At 57.3% G+C, this 19700-nt stretch carries 14 protein-coding genes and 1 riboswitch; of the genes, 5 read left to right on the top strand and 9 right to left on the bottom strand.

Annotated features, from left to right (window positions below):
• Position 1: 1 nt before the first annotated feature.
• Positions 2–886, top strand: coding sequence for a lytic transglycosylase domain-containing protein (locus tag RQ593_RS07280; protein WP_311450216.1), 885 nt, complete (start codon positions 2–4; stop codon positions 884–886).
• A gap of 189 nt (positions 887–1075) precedes the next feature.
• Here the strand turns inward: RQ593_RS07280 and RQ593_RS07275 are convergent, their stop codons facing one another.
• The 3 genes from RQ593_RS07275 to RQ593_RS07265 all read right to left on the bottom strand — a co-directional run bounded on the left by RQ593_RS07275 (position 1076) and on the right by RQ593_RS07265 (position 4607).
• On the bottom strand, positions 1076–2287 hold the full coding sequence (locus RQ593_RS07275) for a cytochrome P450 (protein WP_311450215.1): 1212 nt from the start codon (positions 2285–2287) through the stop codon (positions 1076–1078).
• A gap of 284 nt (positions 2288–2571) precedes the next feature.
• Entirely contained in the window at positions 2572–3780 is a 1209-nt protein-coding gene (locus RQ593_RS07270) for a hypothetical protein (RefSeq protein ID WP_311450214.1), read from the bottom strand.
• Between the two features lie 2 nt (positions 3781–3782).
• Positions 3783–4607 (bottom strand): hypothetical protein, encoded by an 825-nt coding sequence (locus RQ593_RS07265; protein WP_311450213.1) that lies wholly within the window; start codon positions 4605–4607, stop codon positions 3783–3785.
• 328 nt (positions 4608–4935) lie between these two features.
• Between RQ593_RS07265 and RQ593_RS07260 the strand changes: the two genes are divergently transcribed.
• On the top strand, positions 4936–5217 hold the full coding sequence (locus RQ593_RS07260; RefSeq protein ID WP_005509047.1) for a type II toxin-antitoxin system prevent-host-death family antitoxin: 282 nt from the start codon (positions 4936–4938) through the stop codon (positions 5215–5217).
• Between the two features lie 84 nt (positions 5218–5301).
• Here the strand turns inward: RQ593_RS07260 and RQ593_RS07255 are convergent, their stop codons facing one another.
• The 4 genes from RQ593_RS07255 to RQ593_RS07240 all read right to left on the bottom strand — a co-directional run bounded on the left by RQ593_RS07255 (position 5302) and on the right by RQ593_RS07240 (position 11445).
• Positions 5302–6744 carry a sugar porter family MFS transporter gene (locus tag RQ593_RS07255; RefSeq protein ID WP_311450212.1) on the bottom strand — a complete coding sequence of 481 codons (1443 nt, stop codon included), beginning with the start codon at positions 6742–6744 and terminating at the stop codon, positions 5302–5304.
• A 224-nt stretch (positions 6745–6968) separates the two neighbouring features.
• On the bottom strand, positions 6969–7970 hold the full coding sequence (locus RQ593_RS07250; protein WP_311450211.1) for an aldo/keto reductase: 1002 nt from the start codon (positions 7968–7970) through the stop codon (positions 6969–6971).
• A 36-nt stretch (positions 7971–8006) separates the two neighbouring features.
• Positions 8007–9749, bottom strand: a complete 1743-nt coding sequence (locus tag RQ593_RS07245) for an ABC transporter ATP-binding protein (protein ID WP_311450210.1) — start codon at positions 9747–9749, stop codon at positions 8007–8009.
• Between the two features lie 4 nt (positions 9750–9753).
• On the bottom strand, positions 9754–11445 hold the full coding sequence (locus tag RQ593_RS07240; RefSeq protein WP_311450209.1) for an ABC transporter ATP-binding protein: 1692 nt from the start codon (positions 11443–11445) through the stop codon (positions 9754–9756).
• Positions 11446–11903: 458 nt separating this feature from the next.
• A riboswitch (SAM riboswitch) is annotated at positions 11904–12020 on the top strand.
• A 117-nt stretch (positions 12021–12137) separates the two neighbouring features.
• On the opposite strand from RQ593_RS07240, the gene RQ593_RS07235 reads away from it, so the two are divergent.
• The 3 genes from RQ593_RS07235 (at position 12138) to RQ593_RS07225 (ending at position 17823) form a co-directional block, all read left to right on the top strand.
• Complete coding sequence (locus tag RQ593_RS07235) at positions 12138–13043, top strand: methylenetetrahydrofolate reductase (RefSeq protein WP_311450208.1); 906 nt, start codon at positions 12138–12140, stop codon at positions 13041–13043.
• A 147-nt stretch (positions 13044–13190) separates the two neighbouring features.
• Positions 13191–15518 (top strand): 5-methyltetrahydropteroyltriglutamate--homocysteine S-methyltransferase, encoded by a 2328-nt coding sequence (gene metE / locus RQ593_RS07230; RefSeq protein ID WP_311450207.1) that lies wholly within the window; start codon positions 13191–13193, stop codon positions 15516–15518.
• A gap of 322 nt (positions 15519–15840) precedes the next feature.
• Positions 15841–17823: a M13 family metallopeptidase gene (locus RQ593_RS07225; RefSeq protein ID WP_070614780.1), complete on the top strand. Its 1983-nt coding sequence runs from the start codon at positions 15841–15843 to the stop codon at positions 17821–17823.
• A gap of 120 nt (positions 17824–17943) precedes the next feature.
• On the opposite strand, the gene RQ593_RS07220 is transcribed toward RQ593_RS07225, so the two are convergent.
• Both RQ593_RS07220 and RQ593_RS07215 read right to left on the bottom strand, forming a co-directional pair.
• Entirely contained in the window at positions 17944–18717 is a 774-nt protein-coding gene (locus tag RQ593_RS07220) for a DUF6318 family protein (RefSeq protein ID WP_311450206.1), read from the bottom strand.
• Between the two features lie 102 nt (positions 18718–18819).
• A complete protein-coding gene (locus RQ593_RS07215; RefSeq protein WP_311450205.1) occupies positions 18820–19554 on the bottom strand; it encodes a DUF6318 family protein in 735 nt (244 codons plus the stop codon).
• Between the last annotated feature and the right edge of the window lie 146 nt (positions 19555–19700).

The following is a 19700-nucleotide window of genomic DNA, read 5'->3' as shown; positions in this document are numbered from 1 at the left end:
AATGGCAGATAGCACTTCGAGCGCCTCTTCCGAGCGCAGCGCTACGAGCGCCTCCAACCACACCCCCGCTTCGGCGGACGCACAGACTTCTCCTCGGCAGCGTAAAGCTTTCCCGCTTCGCTTTCTCGCCGGGGCACTTGCGCATTGGCAGATTATTGCCTCTGCGGTTCTTTTGGGTGGCGGTGTTGCCGGCCTGGCAGCCACCTATGACGACTATTGCGGTATGACGGAGCTTTCGTATGCTCCGGCGGCTCTCCGATCCGATTTTGAGGAGGGCTCTAAGGTGGCGGGTTTCCGTCCCGGCGTGCTGGCGGCGCAGATTGAGACTGAGAGCCACTGGCGTGTGGGCGTTGTGTCCCACCAGGGCGCTAAGGGTATTGCACAGTTCACTGATGACGCGTGGAGCGGCGGCCACTACAGCTTCGGCAATGGCGGTAATGTTCTGAACCCGCACGATGCGATTGCGGCGCAGGCACGCTACCTGGGTGAGCTGCGTACTCGTTTGGCGAAGTACGCTTCCAATGAGGATGAGCTGCAGGATGTGGTTCTCGCCGGTTATAACGCGGGTCCGGGTTCTGTGGAGAAGTACGGCGGTGTTCCCCCGTACGAGGAGACTCAGAATTACGTGAAGTCGATTCGCGAGCTGGCGAATTCGAAGTATAAGCTGACCTGCTCCCCCGAGTACCAGTTCAAGCAGGCGAAGTTGAGCTTCGTGAATGGTGTGACTCCGGCGATGGCTGGTGTTCATGCGGATGGCACGGCGTTGTCTGCTGAGGAGTCGGCTTCGGCTGCGGCGGAGGCTTCTGCGAGTGCTTCGGCTCATGCGTCTGCGAGCGGTTCTGCGGGTTCTTCGGTGAAGCCTTCGGCAACGAGTTCCGGCCGCTAAATTCAGCTTTTTGGATAGTCCACTAGGCTATATAGCCGTCAGGGAATATTCCGTTTTATCTATAGTGAGCGGCTGATACCGGCCACCGCTCCCCTACTATTCACTCTTATATTTACTCTTAACAGCGCGAGGCGCCGACCCCCATTCTCAGGGGTTCGGCGCCTCGCACTTTTTAGAGCTGGAGCGTGCCTAGTTGAAGATGGCGCGCACGACCGAGTAGCCGGAGACCGGGTACACGGCGTTCACGGTTGCGGGCTTCTCGCTCTCGTCCGCGATCTCAATGGACTCGGTGCCGCGCAGTAGCTCCTCGAGCAGGATGCGCAGTTCCAGGCGTGCCAGGGGCGCGCCGGGGCAGACGTGGATGCCGTCGCCGTACACGAGGTTGCGGGACTGGTCGCGGTGCGGGTTGTAGGTGAGGGCGTCTTCGAAGGCGTCCTCGTCGCGGTTGGCGCTTGCCCAGTTGATGGTCACGCGGGAGCCGGCGGGCAGGGTGCGGCCGCCGAGTTCGGTGTCCTGAGTGGTGATGCGGCGGTTGGTGACGAGGGTGTCTTCGAGTCGCATGATTTCTTCGACGGCGAGGGCGATTTCGCTGCGGTCGTCGAGTGCGTTGCCGTCGGCGAGGGATGCGCGCAGGCGGTCCTGTTCGGCGCGGTTGCGTGCCAGGAAGTTGACGAATACGCCCACAGTTGCGGAGACGGTGGACAGCTCGCCCACGGTCCAGTTGCGGATGAGGCTGACGATTTCTTCGTCGGTCATGGTGCGGGGTTCTTCGCCGGGCAGCTGCACGGTGTCGGTGAGCAGCTCGGCGGTGACGTCCTTGGGGTTGCCGGCTGCGGCGTCCTCGCGGCGTTCGTCGAGCAGCTGGCGGATGTAGCCGTCGAATTCGAGGGCAACCTTCGCGATTTCTGCGCGGTCACGGCGCAGGGTGGCGACGCGGTTCTTCTCGATCCACTCGGTGAGGGGCTGCTCGAGGCATGCAGGCCAGCCCATGAAGGCGTTCTGCACGCGCATTGCGTAGGCCTGACCGAAGCCCTGCATGACGTCTACCTCTTCGCCACGGGGCAGTTCTGCGATGAGGGTCTTCACGGCGTCGCGGATGACGGGTGCGAACTTTTCGAGGCGTTCGGGGGTGAAGTACTTGTCGTTGACGGCACGGAAGGTGGTGTGTTCGGGTGCGTCCATGCCGTTGGGGACGGCGATGTGGCGGGTGGAGACGACGTTGGAGTAGATTTCGGGGTGGTCGAGTACGTGCTGTACGTCGGCGTTTTTGAAGACGGAGTAGCCCATGAATTCGTCGTGGGCGACGGGGCAGCGGCGGCGCATTGCGTCGTAGGCGGCTACCTGATCCTTCTGGACCTCTTCGCTTCGGAGATCCCAGTCGTTGTGTACGTTCTCAGTCATTGTTCACCCGTGTTCGTTATAGAGTGGTGGCGTGCTGGATGCGGGCGTCCGGGCGATGCGTGTGGGGCAGGGTCGGGCGTGCATTTCAGCACGTGAATCCATTACTTGTTCTTTGACCGTATCACTTATGGGTTGGTGGCGCAGGGTAGGGGTTCCTTGCTTCTCCTTCAACGAACAGTGCGGTGGGGCGAGGGGCGGCGGGTCACGGGACGCACGAGGCGGGCGGCACCTCCACCGGGGAGGGGCCGCCCGCCTAGCAATATGCAGTATTTCAGCGCGAGAGGCTAGTTTTTAAGGAATTTCTCTTCGTTTGTAATAACGAAGTATGAGGGGTATTCGCGCCCGTTCAGAAGAGCGTTGTAGTGCGGTATTTTCTGGGTTTTGATGAGTTCACCGGACTCAACGGAATAGGCTTGAATATAGGTTTCTCCTTGCAGCTCGTACATGGCGTAGAGGTTCTTCTCGGTCCAGTAGTATGTAGAGACTTCCTTTACTCCTTCTGGGATCTTGAGGCTGAATCGTACAGTGTTGTGGGCGGTATCAATGTTGGTTGAGATGATTCGCCCGTCGTGATGGACCCACCAGATGTCGTCCCCGTATGCGTGTATTGCATACGGTGCACCTGAAGGAACATTTTCTCCATCTACACGTTTGCTCGCTTCACCGGTAATTTGGCGTTCTGTATGCTCGCCTGTTTGCACATTAATTACTTCGAGCATGGATCCGTCAATATCTTTTAAATCTGCATATTGGTAGTCGGTAATGCTTTGCGGGTAAGTATCATGGATTTTCACAATTCTATTCCCTGCACACACGATGTAGGAACCATACATTGTGTTACTTTCGAGACTCTTCGAGAACATTTTTTCATTTGAAGGGTTCGGGTACACGCGGGTAAGGAACGTGGGGTTCCTTGGGTGTAGGTATTGGTTATCTGTTCCTTCGTAATTGCTGATTTTGTCGTAGCCCCATATGCTGCCGTCAGCGCACTGAGCTGTCATGTGTATAATATTTTTAATTCTCTCTTCCCTCACCTCACCATCTTTTACAATTGTCACAAGAAATATATAATCACCATTTTCATCCGCTCTGTAATTATCTATAGCCACAATAGTGTTACTGTCTGCAACGTACACATCTTCACTGTAATCATTTTTTGTTTTCTTTGGGTATGTGTGCAGTTTATCGGAGAGGGTGAATAGTGAATTTGTATCTGTGAAATATAGGTTTTTATCTTTGTATACAATTGGCGAGTTTCGGACCCCAACATTTTTGATTCTTGACCATTTTTGGGTTTCTGAGTTGTAGAATGCTACGCCTCCTCCAGCATTCGGCAGGTATGTTGAGTCGCCTGCAATGGATATAGCGATGCTGCTTTCGTCGAGGGCTTTGCGGGGGTCGTTTGTTACTGGGATGGTTGCGCTACAGCCTGACAGGAGGAGGGCGCCGATAAGTCCCAGGCGCATACTTCCTGAAAAACGGGATGTGGTCATTGCTACCACCTCGTTTCGTAGTGATGTACCCAGTGTGACTTCTGGATATCTGTCGGGTATACGCCGGGGCCACCGTCAGAGTCGAGGTCCACGTTAGGATCCGTGCTCTTATAGGCAGCCCAAACTAGCTGCGAGCAGTTATAAGAATTGGCGTGTACCGTTTTATTGTTCCAAAAAAAGTAATTGTAACTCTTCCCAATTTTTGTCTTGGCAAAATTTGCTGCCTTATATTTATTAGGACTTTGCCATGACCAGCCTACATAATACTTATAGACAGGCTTTGGCGCTTCTGCCTTATTGGCATAAACCGAACGAACATGAGGGGTGGTAGCTTCAACATAAGTGTAATGTGATACATATATTGCAGTATGTCCATGAGGGATGCCAATTGTACTATTTGATGAATAGAAAATATCTCCTACTCGCTCAGCCTTACCTGCAGGAATATTTTTATCAAAGAATCCTCGCGGAGGGCGCGCAGAATCTTTCTGTTTAGCAGTCATTGCATTCCGAGACTCTGTCGCAATACGATGCAATTCTTCGTCATATGAATTTCCCATCGCAAGCGCCGTCTGATGAATCTCGCGGGTAATCATCTCTCGGTCTTCAGAACTAAGCGGATTTAGCCCAGCTGCGGAAATAATCTCATCAAGTTCAGAAGAGTAAGCATGTGCCTGATTAAGCGGCACAAGGAATGCAATAAGTATCAGTGCGATTGTATAGATTTTCCGCACAAATCCTTTTCGTGATTCCTCTGAAGCAGAATGCCTAGGCTTGAGGATGCTCATTTCCTTCAAGGCTTTGAAATTGGTATGCAGGGCGTTCACGACACCCTCCTTTCTGGCGGGTCACCTCTTGGCATCCCGCGGTCGGTCTTATGCCTTCATCGATACATAACACCGGAAACTGTCTAACTCAGCAGGTCATACCTTAGATATGATTTCTGACCAGGCGAGTTTTTAGTGTTCCGTACCTCATTCTATCGTTAAGAGGATCCGTCATGCAGGAAAAAACGCCCCGTTATCAATGGTGTACAGGATGCGGTAATTCCCTACTCGTGCCCTGTACCCTTCTTCGCACTGCGGCCCCTTGAATAGAACCTACACAGGAACTATCCTCGGAGCTAACGCATAAACCCCCAGAAAGGAACCAGTCATGACTGTCACCACTCACCGGACTCGTTCCAATGTCACGACTCTTAAAGAACTCCGCGACAACCTCGGCACCAAGGTCAACGAAGCCGTGTTCTCCGGCGAACGTCCCCTCATCAGCCGCAATGGTAAGACTGTTGCCGCGCTCATCTCCTACGAAGATTTGAAGCTGCTGGAAGAGTACGAAGAGCTCCTCGACATTGAGGCTCTTCGCAAGGCACGCGCCGAAGATGACGGCTACCGCATCGGCCTCGACGAGTTCCTCGCAGAGAACCCTGCAGACTAGTCTTTCAACGCATATTGCGAGGCGGGCGGCACCTCCACCGGGGAGGGGCCGCCCGCCTCATTCTTGCCTAAAAACCCGTCGGGTCTACCGCTTGCGTGCGAAGGGGTAGGCGCTTCCGTCCATCACGCCGCGCTCCACCTGCTCCAGGCTCACGCCGCGAGTCTCCGGCAGGTTGCGGAACATCAGCAGCGCAATAATCACGTTCACCACGGCAAAGCCGATGAAGGAGCCGGTCAGACCGACCGCACCCAGAATCACGGGGAACGCCAGCGACAGCACACCGTTCATCATCCAGCCGCTAAACGCCGAAATACCCATACCCGCCGCACGCACGCGCAGCGGGAACAGCTCACTCATAATCACCCAGGTGGACACATTCAGGCAGGTCTGCATCGCACCCACAAAACAGACGATGAGCACCAGCAGAATCCAGGGACGCGCCGCATTATCGGCGGGCAGAAGCATGGATGCGCCCGCAATCAGCACGTGGAAGAACGCGGTCGAGCTGTAGCCGGTAATGACCATGACGCGGCGCGGTACACGCTCCATCAGGCGGAGCGACAGAATGGAGCCGAGCACCGCAATCGTACCCGGCGCAATGTTCGCGATGAGCGCCGCGGATTCACTGAAACCGGCTTCCTTGAGCACCTTAATGCCGTAGTACATGATCGAGTTGATGCCGGTCAGCTGCTGGCCCGCGCCGACCAGAATACCGACGAGCAGGATGCGCACGAACCAGCCGCGCACGCCCACGCTTTCCTTACCCGCCGCGTCGTTCTGGGTGGCAGCCTCCGCCTGCAGGGTGCGTTCAATGTCGGCAATCTCGGCTTCGGCACGTTCGGTGGAGCGGATGCGCTTCATCACCTCGAGCGCCTGCTCACGCTTACCGACGCGCAGCAGCCAGCGCGGCGACTCCGGCACTCGCAGCATGCCGACGAACAGGCCGATAGCGGGCAGGGTGCAGATGGCGAACATCCAGCGCCACACGCCGTCGTGCTCGCCCCACAGGTTACCGATGAGGGCGTTCACGATGAACGCGGCGAGCTGACCGCCCACGACCATGAGTTCGTTACGACCCGAGAGGGAGCCGCGAATTTCGTAGGGTGCCAGTTCGGCAAGGAAGACCGGCACCACGGCGGAGGCACCGCCAACCGCCAGGCCGAGCAGGGTGCGCCCGGTGATGAGTACGGCGACATTGGGTGCAAACACGCAGGTCAGGGCACCAATGAAGAAGATGGTGGAGAGCCCAATGATGGTGGTTCGGCGGCCGAACCGGTCGGAGATACGGCCGCATCCGAGTGCGCCGATAGCGGCGGCGAAGGCGAGCGACCCGGTGACCCAGCCTTGGGCGGTGGAGTCCATGCCGAGTTCGCGGCTCATGGGTTCGAGCGCGCCGTTGATGACTCCGGTGTCGTAGCCGAAGAGCAGACCGCCGAAGGTGGCGATGAGTGCAATGATGCCGAGGTATCGGCTGTGCGTCCCGGTGCCCAGCGGGGGCAGGGTGGAGGCGGTGCTCTGTGCGCTCATGGTGTCCTTTGATGCCGAGGGGTTAGGGGAGAGTACACCGACATTGGTGGTTCTTCAGCACTGTCAGTGGGCTAGGTGAGGTGCGTCAGGTTAGACGCACCTCACCTAATCCTAGCGAAAACGCTCGGCGGGTGATATTTATTTCTCACCGCACACATTTTTCAGCATATTTTACGGCCGCCGCGTGCGACCGCCTGCGCGCCCCTTTAAGAAGGAGCCCGTGTTTAGAACAGTGCGATCTTCTCGGGTGCCGGGAAGATGGCGTCCAGGGCGGCGAGGTCCTCGGCGTCGAAGCGCAGGCAGGCTGCCTGTGCGTTGGCGCGCACCTGTTCGGCGCTGGTTGCACCGGCAATGACGGAGGTGACCGGCGACTGCTGTGCGAGCCAGGAGAACGCCGCCTGCACCTCGGTGATGCCGCGTTCGGTGCAGAAGGTGTGGAAGGCTTCGAGCTGGTCCCAGTTGGCGGCGTCAAGCACGTTCTTCTTGGAGTGGGACAGGCGCGAACCGGCGGGAATGTTGTCGCGGCGGTACTTGCCGGTCAGCAGGCCGTTAGCGAGCGGGAAGTACGGCAGCACACCCATGCCGAAGTGCTTGGCGGCGGGCAGGATTTCGAGTTCTGCGCGGCGGTCGAGCAGGTTGTAGTGGTTTTCTGCGGCGATGAACCGTTCGGTGCCGAGTTCGCGGGCGCAGTGTTCGGCGTGGGCGAGCTGCCAGCCGGAGAAGTTGGAGTGGCCCAGGTAGCGGACCTTACCGTCGCGTACGAGCTGGTCGAGGGCGCTGAGGGTTTCTTCGATGGGGGTGTTGGGATCGGGGCTGTGGTAGAAGTACAGGTCGATGTAGTCGGTGCCGAGGCGGCGGAGGGACCCTTCGACGGCGCGCATGATGTAGCGGCGGGATCCGCGAGCGTTGCGGTCGTTGCCATTGAGGTCGCCGACGGGCAGACCGAATTTGGTGACGATGGTCAGTTCGTCGCGGTCGAGGCCGAGCTGGGTGAGGGCGGTGCCGAACATGGTTTCTGAGAGGCCGGGTTCGGCGCCGTAGAGGTCGGCGATGTCGAAGAAGCTGATGCCGGCGTCGACTGCGGCGGCGATGACTTCGTTGGTGCCTTCTTGGGTGCGGGTGGGGGTGCCGGGGCGGCCGAGGTTGTTGCAGCCGATGCCGACGCTGGGTACGACGAGACCGGAGTTGCCGAGCCTGCGGTAGACGGGGGATTCAATACGTTCCATGTTTTTAACTCTACGTTGTGCGGGTATGTTGCGAGGTTATTTCCCCTCCAGTTGGGAGGCGAAGAGCTTTCTGAAGCGTGATGTGGGGTCGGTCGTTAGGTCCTGGTAGGTTCCTTGCTCCACCACACACCCACCATCCAACACCACCACAGAATCAACACCACGCAACGTCCACGCACGATGAGACACCAACACCACCAAACGCCCAACAGCAGCCACCTTCAACCGAGCAAAAATCTCCTCCTCAGTCTCAGCATCCACAGCACTGGTCGGCTCATCCAACACCCACACCGGCGCATCCCGAAGAACCACACGCGCCAACGCCAAACGCTGCCACTGACCACCCGAAAGACCAACACCACCAAACGACTCACCCAACTGAGCATCCAAACCACCCTCAAGACCACGCACAAAATCATCAGCACAAGCCACCGACAAAGCCGACCACAAATCAGCATCACCAAGACGCTCAACCGCCGCCTGCGGCAAACCCAGAAGAAGATTTTCACGCACAGTCAGTTCATAACGGCCGTAGTCTTGACTCACCAAACCCACATTTGCCAATAAATCATCAGGTGATATGTCCTGTACCGGTTTATCTCCAATGAGGATGTCTCCTTTGGAGGGCTTAAGCATGCCCATGAGTGCATTTACTAGGGTTGTCTTTCCCGATCCGCTGGGCCCGACAATACCAATCATCTGCCCGGGACCAAATGTGAGATTGATGTTTTTAAGAGCTAAAGAATCAGCTTTTGGATACTGGATAGCAAGATTCCTAATGGAAACGCTGGAAATCTCGAGGTAGGTATCGGCAACCGGATTTTTCTGCCCGGGCTGTGCGCTAGAAATAAACTTTCGATATACATCAATTGCGTTTGACCCCGCCGCCATCGAGCTAAGGTCGCTTCCCATCGAGCCAAGCGAGACTATAGCTGAGGTAATACCTATAACAGCTCCAGCAAGAACGCCGGGAGCCGGCACCGAGGCCGCTAGAAAAATAAGGGCTAAAGCTAGCAATGCAGCGCTTATAAAACCAACAATTGTATATATTCTGAGGATGTAACGAGCTAGGCCAATTTCCTCCTCACCGGATTTTTTCCGTTCTTGATTAGCACGATGCGCAAAGAACGACCGAGCATTAAGAATTGCAAGCTCACGAGCAGTAGTTATTTGTGCAATCTGGTTAGTGCTATGCCATGCGTTGTAGCTATATGAATATATTTTTTCCATTGCCTCAGCATTTTTACTCGAATAGAGATGTGACATCAAGGCAACAGGAATCATGCCTGCAAGCATGCAGAGTGAAGCATATACATTGATTTTTCCTACGGAATAACTAAGGGCTCCCGTCGAAAAAATGATGAATATCAGAGCACCCATAGTGGAAACTTGAGATCCTAGACTCCCCCCTGTCACAGCTTCATGAGCTGCCCTTGATGAGCGAGCATAATCACCACTCGCGATTTCCTGAGAGGAACAAGTCGCCAGACGAGAAGATACATTCTGAATACCTGTACTTGACATTCGAGAATTTAGGATCATACGCAGAGAGTCTGATGCTTGTCCCAGGGCAATGTATCCTGCCAGCACAAAACTAACCCCCAGAGCTAGCGGGAGCACTTCATCCTGGCTCTGGCCCAAATGCTCAACAAGTCTAGTGACAGCCTCCATCTGCAGAGCAGGGAATAATGATAGGCACATAACAGACGCTAGATAGGAAACGGTCCATACGGGGTGATTTCTGAAAGCATAAACCACGGACCAAACAGTATTAGCCATAATCTTACGCATCTTTATAGCCCCTTTCAGCAGAAGTTTTGCGCCCTGCAGAATCTTCAGAGATCTGATTTTTGAAAATTTCCATAAACTTTCCCTCTGCCTTCAGTAGCTCCCGGTAGGTTCCTTGCTCCACCACACACCCACCATCCAACACCACCACAGAATCAACACCACGCAACGTCCACGCACGATGAGACACCAACACCACCAAACGCCCAACAGCAGCCACCTTCAACCGAGCAAAAATCTCCTCCTCAGTCTCAGCATCCACAGCACTGGTCGGCTCATCCAACACCCACACCGGCGCATCCCGAAGAACCACACGCGCCAACGCCAAACGCTGCCACTGACCACCCGAAAGACCAACACCACCAAACGACTCACCCAACTGAGCATCCAAACCACCCTCAAGACCACGCACAAAATCATCAGCACAAGCCACCGACAAAGCCGACCACAAATCAGCATCACCAAGACGCTCAACCGCCGCCTGCGGCAAACCCAGAAGAAGATTTTCACGCACAGTCAGTTCATAACGGCCGTAGTCTTGACTCACCAAACCCACATTTGCCAACATGTTGTATTTACTCTCAGAAGAAGCACCCTTATACGTTATGCTCCCCTGGGCAATTGGTGTAATTCCAAGAATTGCATTTATTAGCGTTGTTTTTCCCGCGCCCGAGGCACCAACTACTGCAATCATTTGATTATTCATCAGCTCAAGATTAATATCTTTAAGTGCAAAAGACGACGCGCCCTCATACTGAACAGATACATCTTTGCATATAATTTTTGAAATATTTTCATGGTTAGGGTTAGAAGTTTTTATCTCAGAAGCATGGTCGTAAGTATTAGAGTCGCATACCCTTCTAAATTGCTGAACAGATAATGCTCCATTAATAATCTGGCCGAATGAATATCCCACCTCTTGGGTCGCGTCAACACAGGCAATGATTCCAATCAGCGATCCGGCCACATACGATATATCGGCTCCTGAATCCACAAGGAAGTACAGGGACGCAAAAAGTAAGACAGAGCAGAGTAGCCCTGCAACTATGGAGATGATTCCTCTAACACTTTCAAGGCTCAATTCCCTACCGGCCGCCCGGCGTCGCCAGGACGCTACGCGTTGCGAGAAAAATCGGGAGGCTCTCATGAGGTGAAGTTCTTGGGCGCGACTTTGAGCCATCAGATTGTCTAGATAGTAGTTCTCTGCCCGATAATCCTCGTACATTAGGGTGTAGATAGCGTAATCACGTTTAGCGAGAATCACCATTGCAATGGCTAGGGGCAATGAACACAGTGCCGCAAAAATTGCTGCCACAATGCTGACGTTCGCGATATTAAGACAGAGAAGTAACACCATTGCGAAGGCACTCACCAGTGTCATAACTGACATGGTGTGAACCTGCAATTCCTGTTTCGATATTGCCTCTCTTGCAGCACGTATATCTTCCTGTGATTTTGTGCTACCTATATCAGATAACGGAAATGTAGATAACCTGTTATTTAACATGCAGTGAACCCGATAGTTCACCTTTGATTTGAGGATGAGCATGTTACTTATGACCCAGCGTTTAGCAATGATATTAATTCCGACAACAAGGGCAAGAGCAACGATATAAATCCAGGCCGCGCCACCATTTGAACCGCTCAAGGCTGATACTGTATTACCAATCAGCAGGGACTGACTCAAGGGAATGCAGGCAATGACGGCTAGCGATAGGGCGACGCTCACCAGGGTTGTGGGACAGGTTTTCCATGCTAGGCGGAAGGACCAGAGTATAGAAGAAAATAGCTTTTTCATTCTCACCACGCTCACAAAGTCATATTGAACTCATCTTTGAGCCCTGAAACTCCTCGATGAGCGGACATTGAAACACTACCCGTGCCTCACTAACTAACTCTACTCTTCAATGAAATATAAAACACACATATTCGTGCGTGTCCAAGAATATTAAGCAGATATATCTGTGATATTTTCGGGCATTCAGGGGTCAGCCGACAGTCCTACCCACAACGCCCCCAGCCCCCCTCGTCATAGTCGGTCATATTAAGTTCATATTTCGGTGACTCGTCATCTCTCGACATATTGGGTCATCATCCCCCGAAGTTCTTGCGCACCCTCCAAAACGCCCGGTACAGTGAAGGCGTTATCTATCAAGAGCGACCGAGAGATCTGGCTCGTCGACGTCGCAGCAACCTCGCCAGTATCCCCCACCGTCACGGTGCAGGGTGCGGACAAGGTGCTCCCGCCAGAACCGATAGAGAAGAATACCCTTCGGCACCCCTTGATGATGCGCACCCGCAAACCGGTGGCGCGCATCCTGCAGAAGAATTCGCGCACCCTTACGGTGCGTATCTATCGGGTGAACACGAAGGATGGTTATGACGACAGTTCACCCGGCTCTTTCTTTTGAGCTGTTCCCTCCGCGCTCACACGCAAGCTGTGAGTCGCTGATTCGCACCATTGCGGAGCTTGAGGGTACCAACCCCGACTACGTTTCGGTCACCTATTCCGGTGACGCGAAGCGCCGTCAGAAGACGCTGGCGCTGCTCGACTACCTGGTGCACGAAACCTCCCTCACCCCCCTGGCACACCTGATTTGTGCAGGCCACTCGGTGCACGAGCTGGAGCGTGCGGTCCGCCTGATTCTGGGCCTGGGCGTGCGCGGTTTCCTGGCGTTGCGCGGTGACGTGCAGGAAGGTCAGGTTTCGGAGCTTCCCTTCGCCCGCTACCTGGTCGAGCTGATTCGCCGCGTGGAACGCGAAGATTTCGCCCACCTGGCGGCAGGTAAGGTGTCCATCGGTGTGGCGGCGTACCCGCAGAAGCACCCCGAGTCCGCATCCCTGCTGCAGGATATTGAGATTCTGCTGTCGAAGCAGCGTGCCGGCGCGGATTTCGCTATCACCCAGGTGTTCTTCGAGGATGAGCGCTACAGTGCCCTGGTCGATTCGGCTCGCCTGGCGGGTGTGGACATCCCGATTATTCCGGGCATCATGCCGGTGACCTCCCTGAAGCGCCTGCAGAACCTCTGCCAGATGGCGGGCATGTCGGTTCCGGCGGATCTTGCGTACGCCCTGGAGACGGCAACCAGCAGCGCAGAGCTGCACCGCATCGGCGTGGACTACGCACTGAACCAGTGCCGCACCGTGATGGATGCGGGCGCACCGGGCCTGCACTTCTTCACCTTCAACGAGCATGCCGCGGTGCTTGACGTTCTGGACCAGCTGGACCTGCCCCGATACAGCAACCGTTTCTCCCAGTCCCTGAGCGAGCTGGAATTCGCCTAAACGCGACCCGCTCCGCCCGGCGCGGATGCGCCACCCAAGTTTCCCCCAAAGTACCCCGGGAGCGTCCCGCGGATCTCGGCCCCATCGACGGGGCCGGCAGGGCCCGCTGATTCTCCCATTTCTATCCCCAGTAAAGGAATATGCACTATGTCTAACGTTGCTTTCCCCGCCGCAACTATTGTTGGTTACCCCCGCGTGGGCCGCTTCCGTGAGCTGAAGAAGGCTCAGGAGGCTTTCTGGAAGGGCAAGGCCACCCTGCAGGAGCTGCAGGATACTGCCGCTGACGTGCTGCGCACCTACTTTGAGCGCGTGACCGCCGCGGGCCTGAAGGCTGACAACTACTCGATTCCGGCGACCTTCTCCTACTACGACCAGGTGCTCGACGTTGTTCGCCTGTTCACCCTGGTGCCCGAGCGTCTGGCCGAGGCTAAGGATGCACGCGGCCTGCTGGATCTGCCCGGCTACTTCGCCCTGGCGCGCGGTACCGAGACCCTGCCTCCTCTGGAGATGACTAAGTGGTTCGACACCAACTACCACTACCTGGTGCCCGAGATTGGTGCCGGTACCGAGATTAAGCTGAACCTTGAGGCTATTGACGAGCAGCTCGAGGTAGCAAAGCAGGCTGGCGTGAAGGTTCGCCCGCAGATTGTTGGCCCGCTGACCCTGCTGCTGGGTGCTAAGGCTGAGCAGGGTTCCGCTGAGGACTTCGCACCCATCGACCGCCTGGATGAGTTCGTTGCCGCATATGCTCAGGTGCTGGAGCAGTTGGCTGAGCGCGGTGTTGAGTGGGTTCAGCTGGACGAGCCGGGCCTGACCGTGGACCGTGCCGACAACGCGAAGGTTGCGCAGCTTGCCGAGCGCACCTACCGTGCCCTGGCTACCGGCGAGAAGCGCCCGCAGATTCTGGTGACCAGCCCCTACGGTTCCCTGCGTGAGAACCTGCCGGCACTGCTGGGTACCGGTATTGAGGCTCTGCACCTTGACCTGGTGCACGGCGTGTACTCGAAGGCTGAGCTGGAGTCTGTCTCTGCCGCTGGTGTGCACCTGGTTGCCGGTGTTGTGAACGGCCGTAACGTGTGGCGCGCCGATGTTCGCGCGGCTCTGAAGACTCTGGAGGCGCTGCCCGGCGCATCCGAGGGTGCCGTGTCGGTGTCCTCCTCGACCTCCCTGCAGCACGTGCCGCACGACCTGGCTCTGGAAGATCCCGCCGAGGTTCCCGTGGACGGCCTGGCATTCGCCGACCAGAAGGTTGCCGAGATTGCTCTGCTGGCTCGTGGCCTGGCCGAGGGTGAGGCCGCTGTTGAGCCGGAGCTGAAGGCTGCCGACGAGGCGCTGGCTCGCTTCGCCGCTGACCCGCGCAAGCACAACGACGAGATTCGTGCCCGCGCCGCCGCTGTGACCGCCGAGGACTTCAACCGCCCGACCATTGACGTTCGCCGCGCGGCTCAGGCTGACCTGAACCTGCCGAAGCTGCCGACCACCACCATCGGCTCCTTCCCCCAGACCGCTGAGATTCGCCGCCGCCGTGCGGAGGCTCGTGCGGGCAAGATTTCTGCTGAGGAGCTGAACGGCTTCCTGCGTGACGAGATCGCCTCGGTTATCGCGCTGCAGGAGGAGCTGGGCCTGGACGTGCTGGTTCACGGTGAGGCTGAGCGTAACGACATGGTTCAGTACTTCGCCGAGAACTTCGACGGCTTTGCAACCACCCGCCACGGCTGGGTTCAGTCCTACGGTTCGCGTTGCACCCGTCCCTCGATCCTGTTCGGTGACGTGAAGCGTCACGGTGAGGGCCTGCGCGGTGAGGCGTTCACCGTTCCGTGGAGCTCCCACGCACAGTCGCTGAGCGACAAGCCCGTCAAGGGCATGCTCACCGGCCCGGTGACGATTCTGGCGTGGTCTTTCGTGCGTGACGACCAGCCGCGCCGCGAGACCGCTAACCAGGTGGCTTTGGCTCTTGCCGATGAGATTGCTGACCTGGAGCAGGCGGGCATCCGCATCATTCAGGTGGACGAGCCGGCTCTGCGTGAGCTGCTGCCCCTGCGCCGCGATGAGCAGCCGCAGTACCTGGACTGGTCGGTGAACTCCTTCCGCCTGGCAACCAGCGCGGTGAAGGATTCCACCCAGATTCACACCCACCTGTGCTACTCGGAGTTCAACGAGATTATCGACTCGATTAACGCTCTGAACGCTGACGTGACCAGCATTGAGGCGGCTCGTTCGCACATGGAGCTGCTGGCTGACATTCCGGAGAGCTTCGTTTCCGGTCTGGGCCCGGGCGTGTGGGACATCCACTCCCCGCGTGTTCCTTCGCAGGATGAGATTGAGTCCCTGCTGAAGGCTGCGATTGGTTACGGCACCATTGCTGACCTGTGGGTGAACCCTGACTGTGGTCTGAAGACTCGTGATTACGAGGAGACCAAGCAGTCTCTGCGTCACCTGGTGGATGCCACCAAGGCGATTCGCGCATCCCTCTAGGAGGCGCCTATTGGTTCCGCTGCCTGCTGCGGGTTGACCGGATGATGGTTTGCTCGCGGTAACCTGCGGCAGGCGGCGGCTGTTCGGCTTCGTTCCGGTATGCGTACCGACTGTATGCCGAGCTTTTGGGGATAGATAACAGGCCCGCCCGTACGGTTTTTCTTCTGCACCGTACGGGCGGGTTTTTCTGCATCCTGGGGGGCTACCCTGCCCCTTTCTGCCGCCTAAAACGCCTCTGAGAAGCGCCTGTACCGGTGAGCCATCATCTGGCGGCATGCCGGTCATCCTGTGGCTTGCGGGCGTAAGAACATAGAATGGAACCATGACTACTAACTCTGGAATCACTAAAGAATGGGTGGATGAAACCGTCAAGCCGGGCGACGATTTCTTCCGCCACGTCAACGGTAAGTGGCTTGCTACCCACGAAATCCCGGCGGACCGCCCCAAGGATGGCGGCCTGTACACCCTCCGTGATAATGCTGAGAAGCACGTGCGTGAGCTGGTGGAGAAGATTGCGAAGGAGCAGCCGGAGTCCCGTATTGGCGCGCTGTACAACTCCTTCATGGATGTTGAGAAGATTGAGGCGGACGGCCTGGAGCCGCTGCTGAAGGAAATCGCCCCGATTCTGAACTCGGCTACCCCCTCCCACCTGGCTGTGACCCTGGCACTGCTGTCTCGTGCGGGTCTGCCGCAGCTGTTCGCCTGGTACACCAGCAACGACCCGAAGGACCCGAAGAATTACACGTTCTTCCTGTACCAGTCGGGTCTGGGTCTGCCGGACGAATCCTACTACCGTGAAGAGAAGCACGAGGCTGCATGCGCGGCGTACGTTGAGCATATTGCTCGCATGTTCCAGCTGACCGGTCTGGCTGAGGGCTTCGGTCTCACCCCGGAGCAGGCGGCTCAGCTGGTGTTCACCCACGAGTCGGAGCTGGCTCGCCTGCACTGGAACGTCGTGGAGAACCGCGACGCGGAGGCGACCTACAACCCGTACCAGGCGACCGAGCTGGACGAGAAGTTCCCCGGCTTCCCGTTCTCCCAGTGGCTGCTGGCTCTCGGCGCTGACCCGGAGACCCTGGGCCAGGTTATTGTGGCTCAGCCGTCTTTCTTTGAGGGTGCGGCTAAGCTGTTCACCTCCATCCCGCTGATGAGCTGGAAGCTGTGGGCTGTATGGACCGTTCTGCGTTCGCGTGCGCCGTTCATGTACGACGAACTGGTTCAGGAGAGCTTCAACTTCTACGGCAAGACCCTCTCCGGTACCCAGCAGATTCGTGAGCGCTGGAAGCGCGGCGTGGGCGCTGTTGAGAAGGCTCTGGGTGAGGAGATTGGCCAGGAGTACGTGGCTGTGCACTTCCCGCCTTCGCACAAGGAGAAGATGCTGGTTCTGGTCGGCAACCTCCTGGAGGCGTACCGCGAGTCTATTGAGTCGCTGGACTGGATGACTGAGGCAACCCGCCAGAAGGCGCTGGAGAAGCTGTCGAAGTTCGTCACCAAGATCGGTTACCCCGATAAGTGGCGTGACTTCTCCGCCCTGGAGCTGGTGCCCGGTGACCTGTTTGAGAACCTGCGCCGTACCGGTGCGTTTGATGCTGACTGGCTGATTGCCCGTAAGGGTCAGCCGGTGGATAAGTCGGAGTGGCTGATGACTCCGCAGACCGTGAACGCGTACTACATGCCGCCGGCGAATGAGATTGTGTTCCCGGCAGCTATTCTGCAGCCCCCGTACTTCAACCCGGATGCTGATGATGCGGCGAACTACGGCAATATCGGCATGATTATTGGCCACGAAATTGGTCACGGTTTTGACGATCAGGGTTCCCGCTATGACGGCGACGGCAAGCTGGAGAGCTGGTGGACTGAGGAGGATTACGCGAAGTTCAAGGAGCGTACCTCCGCGCTGGTGGAGCAGTACAACGCGTACGTTCCGGTGGGTCTGGACCCGAAGTTCCACGTGAACGGTGAGCTGACTCTGGGCGAGAACATTGGCGACCTGGCTGGCATGTCTATTGCGTTGAAGGCGTACCGTCTGGCTTTGAAGAAGCAGGGCATTGAGTCGCTGGCTGACGCGCCGGTGATTGACGGTATGACCGGTATTCAGCGTTTCTTCTTCTCGAATGCTCGCGGCTGGTGCACGAAGTCCCGCCCGCAGCATGCTGAGGTGATGATTTCGGTGGATCCGCATTCGCCGGATGAGTTCCGTGTGAACGGTGTGGTGCGCAATATTGATGAGTTCTATGAGGCGTTTGGTGTCTCTGAGGGCGATGCACTGTACCTGGCTCCGGAGGAGCGAGTGCGCATCTGGTAGCACCCCGATAAGGGTATATGCTTTATTGCGCATATAAGAAAAGCGCCCGCCTCGTGGCTTGAAAACCACGGGGCGGGCGCCTTTTAGGTGTAGAAGCTATACGCTTCTAGACTGCAGCTTTTAGGAAGCAGAAGCCGAAGCGGTAGCCAAAGCAGAGGCAGACGCTGAAGCGGCTGAAGAGGAACGAGTATTCATACCGCTCAGCTTCCACGCGCCGTTCTCGTACACACCGTGCAGAGTACGCTTCACCTCATCCTTACGTTCCGATTCAGAGGGGGCCTCCTGCACGCGTTCCTTGCTTGCAATGAACTCGCCGGGGTCCATGGTCAGGCTAATATCCCAGTTGTAGGTATCACCGTCACGCTCGGGCTGCGCGGAGAGCATGGTGATGGTGACGGTCGGATCATGAAGCCAGAGCTTGCCCTGCTGCAGACCGGCGCCCAGGGAACGCGCATCGGGTTCGAGGAAGTTCTTCAGCTCAGAGTTATCGAGTCCGCTTTCACGTAGCGGCTCGGTCTTGCCGGTACGCATGTAGTACTCGATGGCTGCGCCGAAGAACGCGATGGACTGGTACAGGCCCTCCACGCTGTTCTCATTGACAACGGCAGGTTTCACGGGCACGGGTGCATTCTTAGAGGGCTCGGTGCGGGTTCCAGGCTGGTAGTCGGCAGGCTTGGAAGTGTAGCCCTCCAGGACGGCAACGCCGGAGTAGTCGCTACGAACACTCTTGGATGCCGACGCGGAAGCAGATGCGCTACCGGATGCATTGCTGGATGCACTCTCGGATGCAGAGCCGCTGGTTGCCTGGGGCTGCGCGCCACACGCCACGAGGAAGGTTGCGCCACCGGCGGCTACAACCATGCCGAGTGCGGATCGGCGGGTTACGTTCTTCATGGGTTCTCTCTATCTACGGTGGTGGCGCCCGCCTCATGGTTTCACACCACGGGGCGGGCGCCTTTCTATTTCAGAAGCTATGCGCTTCTAGGCTACTGAGTTTTAAGAAGCAGAAGCGGAAGCGGAAGCAGCGGAAGACGACGAAGAGGAAGAAGTACGCATGCCAGTCAGCTTCCATGCACCGTTCTCGTACACACCGTGCAGGGTGCGCTCCACATCGTTCTTACGGTCCGAATCGGAGGTAGCTTCCTCCACACGGTCCTTGCTTGCGATGAATTCGCCGCTGTCCATGGTCAGGCGGATATCCCAGTTGTAGGTATCACCGTCACGCTCAGGCTGCGGGGTAAGCATGGTGATGGTGACGGACGGGTCCTGCATCCAAATCTTGCCCTGCTGCAGGCCAGCGCCCAGGGTGCCGGCTTCGGGTTCGAGCATGTTCTTCAGCTCGGAGTTGTCAACCGCGCATTCACGCAGGGGCTCGGTCTTGCCGGTGCGCATGTAGTACTCGATGGCTGCGCCGAAGAACGCGATGGACTGGTACAGGCCCTCCACGCTGTTCTCGTTGGCGACGGCGGGCTTGACGGGCACGGGAGCGTTCTTGGACGGCTCGGTGCGGGTTGCGGCCTGGTAGTCGGAAGGCTTGGAGGTGTAGCCGTCGAGGGTTGCAACGCCGGAGTAGTCGGTGCGTGCGGTCTTAGATGCCGCCGCGGAAGCAGATGCGCTACCGGATGCGTTGCCGCTGGTTGCCTGGGGCTGCGCGCCACATGCCGCGAGGAGGGTTGCGCCGCCGGTTGCTGCGAGCAGGCCGAGGGCGGATCGGCGGGTTACGTTCTTCATGGGTTCTCTCTATCTGTGGTGTGAGTCCGCACCGTGGCGCGGGTGATGCCTGGGGCATCTAACGGGAAGACGGCACTACACGAGTGTGGTGCCGTCTTCCAGTATATGTTTTGTGGCTGGGCGCCGCGGGGTCGCCCCGTCAGCCA

Source organism: uncultured Rothia sp., from assembly GCF_963507905.1.
In the GTDB taxonomy this organism is placed as follows: domain Bacteria; phylum Actinomycetota; class Actinomycetes; order Actinomycetales; family Micrococcaceae; genus Rothia.
The sequence above is the reverse complement of the archived record's forward strand: the minus strand, read 5'-3'. Positions and strand labels throughout refer to the sequence as shown.

Excerpts from the sequence above, each read along its gene's own strand:
- RQ593_RS07255 (WP_311450212.1), bottom strand. The coding sequence starts at position 6,744 with ATGAGCGCACAGAGCACCGCCTCCACCCTGCCCCCGCTGGGCACCGGG.
- RQ593_RS07250 (WP_311450211.1), bottom strand. The coding sequence starts at position 7,970 with ATGGAACGTATTGAATCCCCCGTCTACCGCAGGCTCGGCAACTCCGGT.
- metE (WP_311450207.1), top strand. The coding sequence starts at position 13,191 with ATGTCTAACGTTGCTTTCCCCGCCGCAACTATTGTTGGTTACCCCCGC.
- RQ593_RS07225 (WP_070614780.1), top strand. The coding sequence starts at position 15,841 with ATGACTACTAACTCTGGAATCACTAAAGAATGGGTGGATGAAACCGTC.
- RQ593_RS07220 (WP_311450206.1), bottom strand. The coding sequence starts at position 18,717 with ATGAAGAACGTAACCCGCCGATCCGCACTCGGCATGGTTGTAGCCGCC.
- RQ593_RS07235 (WP_311450208.1), top strand. The coding sequence starts at position 12,138 with ATGACGACAGTTCACCCGGCTCTTTCTTTTGAGCTGTTCCCTCCGCGC.
- RQ593_RS07270 (WP_311450214.1), bottom strand. The coding sequence starts at position 3,780 with ATGACCACATCCCGTTTTTCAGGAAGTATGCGCCTGGGACTTATCGGC.
- RQ593_RS07275 (WP_311450215.1), bottom strand. The coding sequence starts at position 2,287 with ATGACTGAGAACGTACACAACGACTGGGATCTCCGAAGCGAAGAGGTC.
- RQ593_RS07215 (WP_311450205.1), bottom strand. The coding sequence starts at position 19,554 with ATGAAGAACGTAACCCGCCGATCCGCCCTCGGCCTGCTCGCAGCAACC.
- RQ593_RS07245 (WP_311450210.1), bottom strand. The coding sequence starts at position 9,749 with ATGGCTAATACTGTTTGGTCCGTGGTTTATGCTTTCAGAAATCACCCC.
- RQ593_RS07260 (WP_005509047.1), top strand. The coding sequence starts at position 4,936 with ATGACTGTCACCACTCACCGGACTCGTTCCAATGTCACGACTCTTAAA.
- RQ593_RS07280 (WP_311450216.1), top strand. The coding sequence starts at position 2 with ATGGCAGATAGCACTTCGAGCGCCTCTTCCGAGCGCAGCGCTACGAGC.